At 53.8% G+C, this 16,262-nt stretch carries 2 protein-coding genes; both read left to right on the top strand.

Annotated features, from left to right (window positions below; translation table 11 throughout):
- Positions 1-9: 9 nt before the first annotated feature.
- On the top strand, positions 10-5,820 hold the full coding sequence (locus AB432_RS26985) for an SDR family NAD(P)-dependent oxidoreductase (protein ID WP_053079636.1): 5,811 nt from the start codon (positions 10-12) through the stop codon (positions 5,818-5,820).
- A 38-nt stretch (positions 5,821-5,858) separates the two neighbouring features.
- Positions 5,859-16,220 carry an SDR family NAD(P)-dependent oxidoreductase gene (locus AB432_RS26980; protein ID WP_162630272.1) on the top strand — a complete coding sequence of 3,454 codons (10,362 nt, stop codon included), beginning with the start codon at positions 5,859-5,861 and terminating at the stop codon, positions 16,218-16,220.
- Positions 16,221-16,262: the final 42 nt, after the last annotated feature.

Raw genomic sequence — 16,262 nt, 5'->3', positions numbered from 1 at the left:
GGTGTGAGGGTGAATATTCAAGAGATACTTCGCGCTTTGCAAGCGGGGGAGGTTAGTTCTGAAGATGCCAAGCGTCGAATTATGGCGCTGAAGGATGGCGCTGGGAGGAAAATCCCGTCTCCAGCAGACCATGCTGATTCCCGCAGTCCGGAACCGGAGAAGGCGGGATTAAAAGTCGACAGCCGGCAGTCAGCGAAATCGGGTTCTGCCGGCCTGGTCGTGTCGAACGTTCATCACATCGGCGAGGTTTCTTTGCGGCCATGGTCTGTATCGGAGCCCGACTTTGGTGAAATGACGATACAAGTCATGGCGTCGGCGGTTAATTTTCCGGATCTCATGTGCGTAAACGGGCTATATCCGACTATGCCCGACTATCCATTCGTGCCGGGGTTTGAAGTAGCCGGAATCGTCACACGCATCGGCAAAGGCGTAGAAGAGTTCCAGATCGGCGATGAGGTCATCGCTCTTACAGGCAAGCAACTGGGCGGCCATGCCAGCGAAGTGAACGTTGCCGCTGCTAATGCCGTCCGGAAGCCTGCCAACATAACGTTTGAAGAAGGGTGCAGCCTGCCTGTCGTTTTCTCCACAGTTTATCACGCTTTCGAGACAGGGAAGCTTGCACACGGCGAGCAGGTGCTCATTCAGACGGCGACAGGCGGCTGCGGCCTTATCGCCCTGCAACTGGCGAATTTGAAAGGCTGCAAGATTTACGGCACGAGCAGCAAAGCCGAAAAGCTCGACTTGCTTGATAGGCTTGGCGTTGCTGCGGCGATCAATTACACCGCCTCGCCCTTTGATCGGGAAATCGCCTCCTTAACCAATGGCCGCGGGGTTGATGTTGTGCTTAATATGCTGGCCGGGGACGCGATTCAGAAGGGCTTGAATTGTTTGGCCCCTTCAGGCCGCTACCTGGAGCTGGCCGTGCATGCGCTGAAGACGAGTGGAAATCTAGATCTTTCCGGGCTTGTACATAACCAAACGATTCATAGCATTGATTTACGGCGGTTAAGTGCCCAAAAGGGATTTAACAAGGAATTGCTCCATGTGATGGTTGACCTGCTTCAAACGGAGAAAATCGTACCCATTGTATCCAGGATCTACCCCTTTCAGCGGGTTCAAGAGGCGCTTGAATATGTCAGCAGCGGACAGCATATCGGCAAAGTCGTCATAAGCCGTACGGCGGAGGACATGACGGACCGGACTGACGAGCTGATCGAGCGGATGCGAAGGCAGAAAAGTCAGAGGCAGGAATCCTTTGGATTGCACAGTGCGCATGCGGCTGTCCGTAGCCGGGAAGATATGCCCAAGGAGAAAAGCCGGAAATCGCCCGATTTGGATGGCATTGCCATCATCGGGATGTCAGGCCAATTCCCCAAGGCCGCTAATATTGACGAATTATGGGACAACATTTGCAAAGGTGAAGACTGCGTATCCGAGATTCCTGCAGAACGCTGGTCTCTCGAGCGATACTACGATCCCGATCCGAAGAAGCCGGGCAAAACGTATTCGAAATGGATGGGTGTCTTGGAGGATGCGGACAAATTTGATCCGTTATTTTTCCAAATATCGCCCGTGGAAGCGGAATACATGGATCCACAGCAGCGGCTATTTCTGGCGAACAGCTGGACATGCATCGAAAATGCCGGACTGCGTCCGTCGGACTTGTCCGGCAGCCGCTGCGGGGTCTTTGCCGGATGCGGCACCGGCGATTACGGACGTATGGAGAGAGGAGAAGAGCTCCATGCGCAAAATCTGATGGGGACCTCGGTTTCCATTTTAAGCGCACGCATCTCCTACCTGCTGAATTTGAAGGGTCCCTGCATGGCGATCGACACCGCTTGCTCCTCCTCGCTTGTCGCGATTTCAGAAGCCTGCAACAGTTTGCTCCTGGACAATTGCGACATGGCGTTAGCCGGCGGCGTTAATGTTATGAGCGGACCGGCCATGCATATTATGACGAGCAAATCCGGGATGCTGTCCAAGGATGGGCGTTGCTATACGTTCGATAACAGGGCGAATGGATTCGTTCCGGGGGAAGGAACGGGCGTGCTGCTGCTTAAGCGGCTGTCCGACGCGGTCCGCGACAAAGACCCGATTCATGCCGTCATACGCGGCTGGGGTATTAATCAGGACGGGAAGACAAACGGAATCACAGCGCCCAGCGCCGCTTCACAGGAAGAGCTGGAGAAATCCGTCTTTGATAAATTCGACATTAACCCGGAGACTATTTCGCTTGTCGAAGCACATGGTACAGGAACAAAGCTCGGCGATCCGATCGAGGTCGAAGCCCTAACGGCATCGTTCGGCGCATATACGGACAAAAGGGGCTACTGCGCACTCGGTTCCATTAAGAGCAATATCGGTCATTTGCTCGCGGCATCCGGCGTATCGGGCGTCATCAAGGTCGTACAGTCGCTGAAGCATCGTATGCTGCCGCCAACCATTCATTTCGATTCTTTGAATGAGCATATCCGACTTGATGGAAGTCCCTTCTTTGTAAACACATCCTTGAAGAAGTGGGAGATCGAATCCGGCATTCGACGGGCCTCCGTCAGCTCCTTCGGGTTTAGCGGAACGAACGCCTATATGGTCATTGAGGAATACAATTCGGAATCGCCCGGACATTCGGCCCCACCTATGGATCAACCGCTAATATTCCCGGTATCGGCCAAGACCGAAGATCGACTGGACGACGCTGTCGCATCCCTGAAAGCCTTCCTTCTGCGGGAAACAGACATCTGTTTGTCAGATGTGGCGTTGACACTGCAAGCGGGGAGGGAAGAGATGGATGTTCGTGCGGCGTTCACGGCAAACACGAGGGAGGAGCTGCTCCAGGCAATGGAGGACCATTTGCTGCGGAGGCCTTCTTCTTGTGTATTCTCTGGGAAAGTAAACAGACGGCAGATAAGGAATGCGATCGCATCAAGCGAAGAATTGCCATCCGAGCATGAGACCGGTTCCTCTCAAGCGGTAAAGCTTGCCGATGCCGCAAAGAAGTGGGTGCAGGGCTTACAAGCGCTGCCTTTGGTAAACGGGGGGAAGCGCATCCACATGCCAACCTATCCGTTTGCGAAGGAGCGGTACTGGCTTGAAGAAAAGGCTTCGGACCGGGACACGCTCCATACGAAGATTTTGACTGAGCGTCTTCATCCGCTTGTGCACAGAAATACGTCGGTGTTAGGGAAGACCCGGTTCAGCGCCTCTTTTACAAATGAGGAGACGCTGCTGCGAGACCATGTTGTCTCCGGACAGCCTATCATGCCAGGAATGGCCTACCTTGAGATGGCTCGCGCTGCAGTCGAGCTTGCGACCGATTACGTGCAAAAGGGACGGGCCATTACGCTGGAAAATGTGGTATGGTTGCGGCCTTTTATTGCGAAAGCGACGGCCGGACACATTCATGTTTCCTTAACGCAGGAGGGTGACAACCAGGTTTCATTTTGTATTCTGGCAGGATCTTCGAAGGCGGATGCAGATGCGGATGAAGGCCCGATTTATAGCAAAGGGAAAGCTGTTATTCATGCGTCTTCTGGCCCTCCTCAGCTGGACGTGCAGGCCATTCGCGCCCAATGCTCGGTCGCAAAGCTGGATCAGGAAACGTGCTACGGCGCTTTCGAAAATATTGGAATTGCATATGGTCCAGGTTATAGAGCAGTAGAGACGATTGAAATCGGCCAAGATTGTGCGATCGCTAAGATTCATTTGCCGGGGACCATGAGTGACGAGACGCAGCGGATTGGATGCAATCCGGTATTGCTCGACGCTGCCGCTCAGTCCACGATTGGCTTCGCCTGGCACAGTCATGGACGCCAAATCGACGCTGAGAAAAACGGGCCCTATGTGCCATTTGCGATTCAGGAGCTTACGGTCTACCGTCCTTGTACTTCAGTGATGTGGGCGGTCACCCGCATAAAGAAAGCAGAAGCTTCAGGAGATTCGCTGCGCGTCTTCGATATCGATTTGTGTGACGAGGAAGGCCATGTTTGTGTGGCCATGCGGGGAATGGCAACCAAGCGTGCAGGGAAATCAAGGGACTGGAGCTTTAACCCTCATCAAGCCGAGACTGATGGTTCTCACCGATTACCTGATGGATTGCTGCTGCTTCCTACCTGGGAACTTGCCGCATTCAACGAAGCGCCAGCCCAGCATGTTCCGGATGCCGACATCGTGATCGGCGGAACGCCAGAGCAAATAAATCAAATCAACCACAGGTATCCTGCGGCTCAGCCGCTGTCGTTTGAAGCCGGAGCTTCGATTGAGGATATGGCTCAGAAGCTGAGCAACTATAACGATCTGAAGCATATTATATGGATTTCGCCGGTTCATCCGATTCAAACTGTGCGGGACGAAGGGATTATCAGCGAACAAAAGGATGGGGTATTCCAGCTTTTTAGGCTAATAAAGTCACTGCTCGAAATCGGCTTCGGATCGAGGTCCTTGCACTGGTCCATCATCACCGTGGAGGCTCAGCCGATTCGTGCAGGCGAACCATCTGGTTTTGCACATGCCGGTGTCCATGGTTTGGTCGGGTCCATGGCGAAGGAATATCCGAGCTGGAGCGTGCGACTGTTAGACATAGGCCTGAAGGACGAACTGCCGTTGGACGTTCTGCCCTCGCTGCCAAGGGATGCCAAGGGAAACGCATGGGGCTACCGAAACGGCGGGTGGTACAAGCAGATGCTGGTTCCTGTCAAAAGCTTGCCGATTAAGCATACCGCTTACCGGCACGGCGGCGTTTATGTCGTCATCGGGGGAGCTGGAGGCATTGGCGAGGTATGGACCGAGTATATGATCCGTACCTATCAAGCACAAATCGTGTGGATTGGTCGCAGAGAGATGGATGAAGCCATTCGGGCTAAGATCGCACGGTTAGGGGATCTTGGACCTGCGCCATCCTATATCCAGGCCGATGCGGCAAATTTGACATCGCTCCAGCAGGCCTACGAGAAGATAAAGTCGCGGTATACGCGTATTCATGGCATTGTTCACTCCGCGATCGTCCTGCTCGATCAAAGCTTGGCAAAAATGGACGAGCAGCGGTTTGAAGCGGGGTATGTAGCCAAAAACGGCACAGTTGTAAGAACAGCTCAAGTATTTGATCGTGAACAGTTGGATTTTGTTTTGTTCTTTTCATCCTTTAATTCGTTTCTGAAATCGCCTGGTCAGAGCAATTACACAGCCGGGTGTACATTTAGCGACGCTTTCGCAGTGAAGCTCGCCTCCGAATGGTCTTGTGCCGTCAAGACGATCAATTGGGGGTATTGGGGAAGTGTGGGGACGGTTTCAACCGAGACTCTCCGCGAGAAAATGGCCCGGATCGGAATGGGGTCCATCGAGCCGGACGAAGCCATGGACGTCGTGGAAAGACTGCTTGCCGGGAAGGTGAATCAAATGTGCTTCGTCAAAACGACCAAGCCGCTGCATATAGAGGAGACCGTCGAAGATCAGCATATAACGGTTCTACCTGAACGCTTCGGATCAGTCATCAGCAGGATCAGAAGCGACTTTGTTCCGGCTCCCTTTCAAGCCCTCTCGTCTGCAGATCGACCTTTAGAGGAAAAGACGGGAAGTATCCCAGATGCGAAGCAGCGGGCAGAGGTGCTGTCTCTCGTGAGGGAAGCGGCAGCAATGTTCTTGAAGGTCGACGAACAGGACATAGAACCCGACGCGGAATTAGCGGAATACGGCCTTGATCCGGTTAAGATGAGTTTACTCACGGAAATGCTCAATCAACGGCTCGGAATAGATGTAACGCCGGAGCTGGTCATCCGGCACCGGAGCTTCAGGGAGCTGGCGGATAGGATCGCAGATATAAGATGAAAGCCGGATGTATCGCAATGGACGAAAGGAGCGGTCAGGTGAACGGTATAGAGGAGAGCATACGAGATGTGAAGCGCTTGGAAGAAGAACTTCTGGTCAAGCTTCTTTGGGTGCAACTGCAAGCTGCCGGCTTCTTTAACCGAGAGCGGCAAGCCAAGGAGGAGCTGGCCGGATTGCTGGGCCAATCTCGGCTTTACGACAGATGGTTGGAGACTAGCATCGATTATTTACTTCGCTATGGCTTTATATCGGAGGTTGTCGGCGAATACATCGTCGATCCGAATCGGAAAGAAGACCATGCAGCCGTCTGGGCCCAATGGGATCTGCATTTGGAGCAATGGAGGCATCACCCGGATTCCGGAGCGCAAATGATCCTTGTCGACGCAGCACTCCGAGCACTTCCGCAGGTGCTGTGCGGAAATACGGCCGCTACGGATATTATATTCCCGAACGGATCGATGACGCTTGTCGAGGGTATCTACAAAAACAATCATATCGCGGATTACTTCAACAAGATCGTATCGGATCTTACGCTTGCGTTTATTAGGGAACGGGTTCAAGAAGATCCTGCCGTCCGCTTGCGCATTTTGGAAATCGGCGCAGGAACGGGCGGAACAAGCGCACGGGTGCTGGCCGGACTTAAACCGGTGCAGGAGCATATTGCAGAATACTGCTATACGGATATTTCTCAAGCGTTTTTGCTTCATGCCCAGCACGAGTACGGACCGCATTACCCGTTTTTGACCTATCGTCTATATGATGCCCAGAAGCCGGCGTCGGTGCAGGGCTTCGAGGAAGGCGCATTCGATCTTGTGATTGCAACCAATGTACTGCATGCAACCCGAAATATGAAGACAACGATCCGAAGCGTCAAGACGGTCCTGAAGCATAGCGGTCTGCTGCTCCTCAATGAAATGAGCAGTAGCAATCTGTTCATCCACCTGACGTTCGGTCTGCTTGAAGGCTGGTGGCTGTATGAGGATCAAGAGCTTCGGATGCCGGGATCACCGGGTTTGGCACCCAATTCGTGGCGTTCGCTGTTGGAGGAGGAGGGCTTCCTCGATGTATTTTTCCCTGCTGAGCATTCACACGGTCTTGGACAGCAGATTATAGCAGCCGAAAGCGACGGTGTAATCCGGATACGAAGTCAAGAGGATGCATCGGATAACGCTGCAAAAGAACAACCCCAGCGGGAGCCGGTTGCTCGTACAACACTGCCCGCCAAAAAGGATGAACAAAGCCAGGAGGTGCTCTGCGAGAAGGGCAGAGAACGACTGAAGGCACTCATCTGCGAAACGCTGAAAATTCCATACCAGCGCATGGAAACATACGTGCCGCTAGAGACATACGGAATCGATTCGATTCTGGTCGTGCAGCTTACGGAAGCACTCCGGCCTCATTTCGCCCAAATAAACAGTACGCTATTTTTCGAGCACTCAACGATTAATGCGCTAGCCGACTATTTGCTGCAAGCCCATCCGGAAGAGATGCTTCGCTTCACGGGAATGGAGAGACAAGCAGTAGGCAGCTCCATTTTCAATACGCAAGAAGTACCCGCTAGCAATCTGGCGCCAGATCGTCATACGAAACCGGCAGTCCTTGAGTCGATTAACGAACAGCAAGCGGTCATCGAAATGTCGGAGAGCGAAGCGGCAGGCAAACAGGATGTGGCGATCATCGGCTTGTCCGGACGTTATCCGGGGGCACGGAATGTAGAACAGTTCTGGGAAAACCTTAAACACGGAACCAATTGCATTACCGAAATTCCATCTGACCGGTGGGATTGGAGACTCTACTACGACGAAGAGAGGGGCAAGGAGGGCGCTGTCTATAGCAAATGGGGCGGATTCCTGGACGATATCGACAAATTCGACCCGCTATTCTTTCAGATTGCGCCCAAGGAAGCCGAACGAATGGATCCGCAAGAGCGGATTTTTTTGGAAACCGCTTATGCGAGTATAGAGGATGCCGGTTATACCCCGGAACGTCTAAGCCGTTCCGGGAAGGTTGGTGTTTTTGTCGGGGTGATGAACGGCAATTATTCGACTGGGGCGAATTTTTGGTCCATTGCCAATCGGCTATCTTATCTTATGAATTTCCAGGGGCCGAGCTTGGCTGTCGATACGGCATGCTCCTCCTCGCTCACTGCGATCCACCTTGCGCTTGAGAGTATCTATTCCGGTACCAGCGAATGCGCGATTGCGGGCGGCGTTAATTTGATCGTAGATCCAGTCCACTACGAGAGGTTAACTTCGATGAACATGCTCTCCTCCGGCGATCAATGCAAATCCTTCGGTGCACAAGCTGACGGATTCGTCGATGGAGAGGGTGTAGGCGCGGTTGTCCTCAAGCCGTTGCATGCGGCGATTGCGGACGGCGATCATATTTACGGCATCATAAAAGGAAGCATGCTGAATGCCGGCGGCCGGACGAACGGCTATACAGTACCCAGCGCTTCCGCTCAAGCGCAGCTGATCCAAGACGCCTTAAAGCGGTCTGGCGTACATCCGAGTGCCGTCAGCTATATCGAAGCTCATGGTACTGGAACGGCGCTCGGTGACCCGATTGAAGTCGAGGGGCTGACGCGAGCATTCTCGCCGCTGGCCGGAGAACATGGCTATTGTGCGATCGGATCTGTTAAATCGAATATTGGCCACTGTGAGAGCGCGGCCGGCATAGCGGGACTGACCAAGGTGCTGATGCAAATGAAGCATGGACAGCTTGCGCCGACTTTGCACGCGGACGAAGTGAATCCGAATATCGCCTTCGAGCGGACGCCTTTTGCGGTGCAGCAGCGGCTTGCGGAATGGAAACGGCCCGTCGTCGTCTTGAACGGGGAAACGATCACGTATCCACGTATCGCTGGCATATCCTCCTTCGGTGCCGGAGGAGCGAATGCCCATCTTGTCGTCCAAGAGTTCACAGGGAAGGCCGAAGACCGTCCGGACTTGGCACAGCACGCTTCAATCATCGTTTTATCCGCGATGAACGAGGAGCGTCTGGAAGCGAACGTCCGCCAGTTTGCCGAAGCCATCGAGGCAAGAACATGGCGGGATGAGGAGCTTGCAAATATTGCGTTTACGCTTCAGATTGGCCGGCCGGCGATGGAGGAACGCTTAGCCTTCACCGCAGCGTCAATTGCGGAGCTAAAGGAAAAGCTGGAACAGTACAGGATGTATGGTGTCGGCCCCAGCATTTATCGCGGACAGGTTAAGCGGGGAAGAAATTCGTTTCAGGCACTGGCTGCGGACGATGATATGCAGACGGCGATTGATGCCTGGTTTGCCAAGGGAAAGTACGGCAAGCTGCTTGATCTTTGGACGAAAGGGCTCGAAATCGATTGGCAGAAGCTCTACGGCGGCAAACCTCCGCGCAGAGTGAGCCTGCCGACTTATCCGTTTGCCAAGGAACGCTATTGGCTCGCTGCTTCTGAACCGGCTGCGGTTAAGGTCCCTTTTGAAGTGATGACGTTTCAGGAAACGTGGCAGCCGGCTGAATGGAAGGAAGTGCTGCACGAACAGCCGCGGACGGTCGTTTGCTTCCTTTCGGATTCACACCGTCAACTAGAGCTGACGGAAGCCGTTAACCGATTAAGTCCGAAGACGAAGCTGGTTTTTGTGTCACGTTATGAGGACGGAGCGTTGAATACATGGCCGCATTCCATAGATAAGTGGGATTCATCCGGCTTCGAACGGGTGCTGGCGGACGTCAACCGGACAGAGGCGGTAGAAGCCATTCTGTTTTTATGGCCTTTGGAGACAGCGCCTTCAGCACAAATGACGGACGAACTAACCGCGCTCATCCAAGGGATGCATACCTCAGGCCTTACGTCGATCAGGCTGCTGGTCGCGGCGACGTGCTCCACGGAAATCGAACACTGCCATGCGGAGTCTTGGATCGGCTTTGAGCGTTCGATCGGCCCGCTTATGAAGGATGTACGGATGTCTGTTCATCTCTTTACGGACGGTTTTCAGGCGGAACGCAGTTCGGGTCGCAATCTTTGGGAGTCGTTGTGGATGGAGCTTGGACAGGACAAGGTGCGAAGCTCTTTATATGCAGGGGGAGAGCGGCATGTTTGTTCCGTGCGCGAAACCCGGCTTCAGCCGAAAGCGACCAAATTCCGCCGGGGCGGCATTTATCTCATTACAGGCGGCTTCGGCGGAATCGGCATGGTCGTTGCGGAGCATTTGGCCAAAGCGTATCAGGCCAAGCTTATCCTGACGGGTCGGTCATCCATTGATGCTCGCAAAAGATCGATGATGAAAAAGCTTGAAGCCGCAGGTGCCACCGTATTCGCGATCCAAGCGGACGTGTGTGACTATGCCGCCATGAAGCAAGGACTTGCTGAAGCTCGGGCTGCTTTATCGGGAAGCATAAACGGCGTTATCCATGCAGCCGGTACGGAAAGCGGCCGTAGCATTCTGGATAAGAAAACGGAGCAATTCCACGAAGTCATACAACCGAAGATTACCGGCACGCTCCTGCTCGATGAGCTGCTTCAAGAAGAACGCGAGCTTGATTTTGTTGCTTACTTCTCTTCGATATCCGCTGTACTGGGCGATTTCGGATCGTGCGATTACGCTGTCGGTAACCGGTTCATGACCACCTACGCAAATCGGGCTTCCCGCGTTCGCATGGGAGATCGACGACATGGCGGGTCGATTGTTTCCATTCAGTGGCCGCTGTGGAAGGATGGCGGCATGAGTGTCGGGGATCCGGCTATGACGAAAATGTATCTTCAAGCAAGCGGTCAGCGTGCCTTGGAAGCCGAGCAGGGGATCGCGCTGCTTGAGCTTCTGTTAGCACAGGATGAGCCCAATCATCTTGTGATGGTTGGGAATCGAGAGAGCGTCCGCCGCTCTCTAGGTCTGGAGCCGACAGTTGAACAGGAAGCGGTAAAGCCGGTGAAGGCGGCGCCGTTGACATCAATCGCGAAGCGGGCAGAACGTGCCGAGCTGAATGTAGAGCAGCTACTGGAGGAGGACCTGAAGGAGCACATCAGTCGAATCGTAGCGATCCCGATTGACCGGATCGACAAGGAACAGTATTTTTCCGATTTCGGCTTCAATTCCATCAGCTTTGCCGAGCTGGCTTCATCGCTGACCAAGCATTACTGCATTGATCTTACGCCAGCCGTCTTCTTCTCCTATCCGACGGTAGAGAAGCTTATCCATTTTTACTTGCGGGAGCATCGTGACGACCTGACCGGGTTTTACAAGGACAGATATGAGCTTCGTCCTGATGATGTGCTGGAATTTCATCAGGAAGCGGCTGCTCCGGAATCCGTTCATACGGAGCCATCTAAACCGATTGAAGAACCCGCCGCTGCGGTTGAAACACAAAGCCATCCATTTCCGGAGCCCATCGCGATTATCGGCATGAGCGGACGGTTTCCTGACGCCCGTTCGGTTGAAGACATGTGGCGTATTCTGCGGGAAGGCCGCGATGTGGTTCAGCCGATGCCAGAAGAACGAAGCATTCTCATGAACGGTGAGAACTGGACGTGCGGATGGGTGCCGGGCGTCAGCGAATTCGATCCTGCCTTCTTCGAAATCTCTCCGCGTGAGGCGGAGCTGATGGACCCAAGGCAGCGGCTGTTATTGCAGGAGTCGATGCGAGCGCTGGAGGATGCAGGATACGGGAGCAAGCAGTTGCGGGAAGGAAATATCGGCGTATTTGTCGGAGCCGAGGATGGCGACTACCAGTTTATCGCTAAAGGGGCAGGCAGCGTGACATCCACGAACAATGCGATACTGGCATCTCGCCTTTCGTACTTCCTTAACCTGAGCGGACCTGTTATGTCAATCAATACCGCTTGTTCCTCCGGGCTGGTCGCCGCCCATCAAGCATGTGTCAGCCTTCGCAACCGTGAATGCGATACGGCTATCGCCGCCGGTGTTAACCTTATGCTGACGCCGTTGTATTTGAACGGGATGAGGGAAGCAGGCATGCTCTCGCCGGACGGCAAATGCTATGCCTTTGACAACCGGGCAAACGGTATGGTACCGGGCGAGGCGGTCGTTGCCGTCGTGATGAAAAGATTGTCTTTGGCAAAGAAAGATGGCGATCCGATTTATGCTGTCATCCGTGGCAGCGGCATCAATTATGATGGCAAAACAAACGGAATTACGGCGCCGAATGCGGCAGCACAGTCCCGCCTCATCCGTTCCGTGTACGAGCAGGCCGGCGTGAATCCGAAGCAGGTTGAGTATATCGTTACGCATGGAACGGGTACAAAGCTGGGGGATCCTGTCGAAATCCACGCGCTTCAGGAAGCGTTTAAAGGGGCGGAGTTACACGAAAGTACATGCGCGTTAACCTCTCCCAAAACTAATTTTGGTCATAGCTTCGCAGCTTCAGGCCTGGTCAGCCTTGTTAATCTCGTCCAGGCGTTCCGTCATGAGACGATACCTGCAAGTCTTCATATGGATAAGGAAAACGACTTTATTCGATTTGAAGGGAGCCCGTTCTATGTCAACCGCGAGCCGAGGCCATGGCGTTCCAGCTCAGGCGCGCCGTTAACCGGTGCCGTAAGTGCGTTCGGCATGAGCGGTACGAATGCCCATTTCGTCCTTCAGAGCTACAACGAGAAGCAGCACAGCAGCAATTCCGGTCAAACAGCGTATTATATGCTTCCCCTTTCAGCAAAGAGCGAGGATGCGCTTTTGCAGAGAATAGACGATATGCGCCATTACATGGCGAGTCAGCCTGAATCGGTAGGATTATCACAAATTGGCCTTACGCTTCTCGAAGGCAGACAGCCGTTTGCTTATCGCTGCGTAATCGTTGCCTCCAGCAAGGAGGAAGCGGTAGAAGCCTGGTTGGCTGCGGCTGAGAAGCGGTCTGGCCCGCATATTTTGTTCGGACAAGTAGAACGGATGTTTAAAGCCGACAAGGCGAAGGAGCAGGAAAGGTCCGAATGGCTTCATAAAATCCAGTCTATGGACAAGGCTTCGAGTGAATACCGGGGAGCATTGATCGAGCTGGCTGAGTTATACTGCCAAGGCTATAGCCTGGACGGGGATTTATTGTTTGGGGATGAGAGGCAAAGTCGTATCCATTTGCCGGTATATCCGTTCTCTCGGGACCACTATTGGGTGCCAGCAGCACCACTTGAGACCTCAAGCAGTGCTACCGCAGACTCCCTTAAGCCCGATACGACACGTTTGCTCTGCAAAGAATGGATAGAGGCGCAGGCATCGACCGATGGTGAAGCGCCAGGTAAAGTCGCTATCGTTACTGAGGATGGAACCCGCGAGCTTGCGATGGAACTTAAATCCCGGCTGTCCGGCGCTGTCGTCCTTCATCCTCGCCAACTCGATGAGATGACAGCGGGAGAGGTCGAGGAGATGGATTTCGATGCTTGCATTGACCTTTTAGGCTGCAGCAGCGAAGCGGATCGGAGCCTGGAAGGATTGCCTTGGCTCCAGCGGCTAATAGACGTAAGACGAAGCAAAGGAATCAAATTGATCGGCGTAACGAAAGGTCTTGAGCGATTCCGCAGCGATGCCGTGCGATTATCCGGAGCTTGCAGAGCCGGACTATACCGTATGCTGCAAAGCGAATACGCCAATATTCATTCCAGGCATGTCGATATAGATGCTTCGGATCATTGTAAAGCCTGGGCGGAACAATTAATTGCAGAACTGCATTGTAACAGCGAGTGGCCGGAAATTTGTTACCGCAAATCCGTGCGTTACCGCGCATGCCTGCGGGAGCAAGAGACGACACAGAATGCCAAGCCGCTTTCGTGGCCGGAGGGGCATGTGCTGTGGATTACCGGCGGAACGCGAGGACTAGGCGCATTGTGTGCACGCCATTACGTTGAAACCATGGGCGTGAAAAGGCTTGTCTTGCTCGGGAGAGAAGCGCTGCCTCCCCGGGAAACATGGGAAAACGAGGCGGTCCGGACTTCACCAATGGCGAATAAGATCCGTTTGGTCAAGGAATTGGAGAAGATAGGGGCTGACGTGCGGACGCTCGACATCCCGCTAACGGATACCGGTGCACTAAAACAGGCGCTTCTTGATATTCGAGAGGAATGGGGACCGGCAGGAGGCGTGATCCACTGCGCCGGCGTCGGTGATCGGGAGTATCCGGCTTTTGTTCACAAGCCAACCTCTGTTATACGGCAGGTATTGGAGCCGAAAGTGGAAGGCTTAATGTCCGTATGGGAATGTTTCAAGGATGAGCCGCTTGCCTTTTTTGCTCTATTCTCGTCTGTATCGGCGGCTGTTCCATCGCTAGCTGCAGGACAAAGCGATTATGCGATGGCCAATTCATTTATGGATTATTTCGCGCAGGCTCATGCGAATCAAAAGCCCATTATCAGCATTCAGTGGCCAAGCTGGAAAGAATCGGGCATGGGCGAGGTACAAAGCGGCGCCTTCCTTGCCACCGGTATGCACAGCCTGACCGACCAGGAAGGGCTGAGATTACTCGATCATATGATTGCAAATCCGCCGGGAGCGGTCGTTCTGCCTGCTGTCATTCAACCTGACAAGTGGCAGCCGGAGCGTCTGCTTATGCGGCGACTTGAAAGCAGCTTCACCACGCGAGCTCTCGCTTCCGGCCCATCGGAAGTGCGCTTGGAGTCACAAGCATCGCTGCCGGGAGCCGTACGTTCATGGCTGTTGGATTTATTTGCAGCAGAATTGAAACTTGAACGATCCAAGCTGGAGCTTACCATACCGATTCAGGATTATGGTGCAGACTCGATCATATTGGCGCAATTAATTCGGACAATAAGCCGCACCGTAGGTAAGGATATCGATCCATCGGTGCTTTACGAGCATACGACCATTCAGTCGCTCGCAGATTGGCTGACGGCCTCCTACGGCGAGCCGCTGACCCGGGCGTTGCTGTCGGGGAGCCAGGAGTGCCAGGAGCATGAACAGTCAATGCCCATTCATGATTTTAGAGATGCTCCTTCCATGCCTGTAGCGGAGCTCTCCCGTCAGCCCATTCATCAGGAACGAATCGGCGAGGAGGATATTGCGGTCGTCGGGATGTCCTGCCGATTTCCGGGAGCGAAGGATTTGACCCATTATTGGTCACTGCTCACGGAAGGCCGAAGTGCGATACGGCCGGTCCCGAAGGAACGATGGGGGAGCGCCCATCCTTATTATGCAGGGCTGCTGGATGAGCTTCGCCATGCCGATCCGTCGTTTTTTCATATTCCGGACGAGGATGCCAGAGCGATGGACCCGCAGGCACTGCTCATCTTGGAGGAAAGTGTAAAAGCGCTTCATCACGCAGGATATAACCGTGCGGACGTAAAAGGAAAGGCCGTTGGCGTTTATATCGGTGCCAGAACCCAGTATTGGCCGGGCGAGGAACTGCTCCTCCAAACGAGAAATCCGATTGTCGCGGTCGGCCAAAATTACTTGGCTGCGAATATATCCCGTTTTCTTGACCTAAGGGGTCCCAGCATGGTGATCGATACGGCCTGTTCCTCTGCCTTGACCGGGATGAGCATGGCCATTCAAAGCCTGCGGAGCGGGGATACGGTGTCCGCGTTGGTGGGAGGGGTCAGTCTGCTGAACAGCGACTTCTCGCACAAGCTATTCGGTCAGCGCGGCATTCTGAGCAAAAGCTCGACATTTCACGTCTTTGACGGCCGGGCTGATGGCGTTGTACTCAGTGAAGGCGCCGGCGTTGTCCTGTTAAAAACAGTGAAACAGGCGCTGGCTGACGGAGACCGCATCTATGCGGTTATCAAGGGAATCGCCGTAAATAACGATGGGAAAACCGCAGGGCCGGCGGCTCCAAATATGCAGGCGCAGAAGGACGTTATGCTCGCAGCCTTAAAGAAGAGCGGCAGAAAGCCGTCTGACGTCTCTTATATCGAAACGAACGGCTCAGGCTCGGAAGTAACCGATCTGTTGGAGCTCAAGACGATCCAGCAGGTTTATGGCAACGGTGGAAATGCCGCTATCGCTTTGGGCTCCATCAAGCCCAATATCGGTCACCCGCTAAGCGCCGAAGGGATTGCGAGCTTCATTAAGGTTGTGCTGATGCTCGATCATGGCCAGTTTGTACCGTTTTTATCGGGAGAGCTGCCGATGCGGCATTTTGATTTGGAAGCGTCCCCGTTTTTCTTTCACCGTGAAACGAAGAGCTGGAGTGAATCGGTTCGAACAGCGGCGATAAACTGTTTTGGCGACGGAGGCACCAATGTTCATGCGGTTGTAGAATCTTGGCAGGAAGTGCGCTCAGGAGACGCCATACGGAAGCCGCTGCCTTGGCCGGAAGAATGGCAGGAAAGCGGAAAATCGGTTAGCGAATCATCGTCTGATTCACAGACGGTCAAGAGCCGAACGAATATATGGAAAATGAAAGCGGAAGAGCGGAAGGTCAGCAGCCCGAAATCATTCTGGGGCGGAACTAAACCCAAATAACCCCATAGGGCTTAGGGGTAGTGCATTCAAGGGGGACTATTT

It is taken from the genome of Brevibacillus brevis, assembly GCF_001039275.2.
Taxonomy (GTDB): Bacteria; Bacillota; Bacilli; order Brevibacillales; family Brevibacillaceae; genus Brevibacillus; species Brevibacillus brevis_C.
This window is presented reverse-complemented; position numbering and strand designations above follow the sequence as displayed.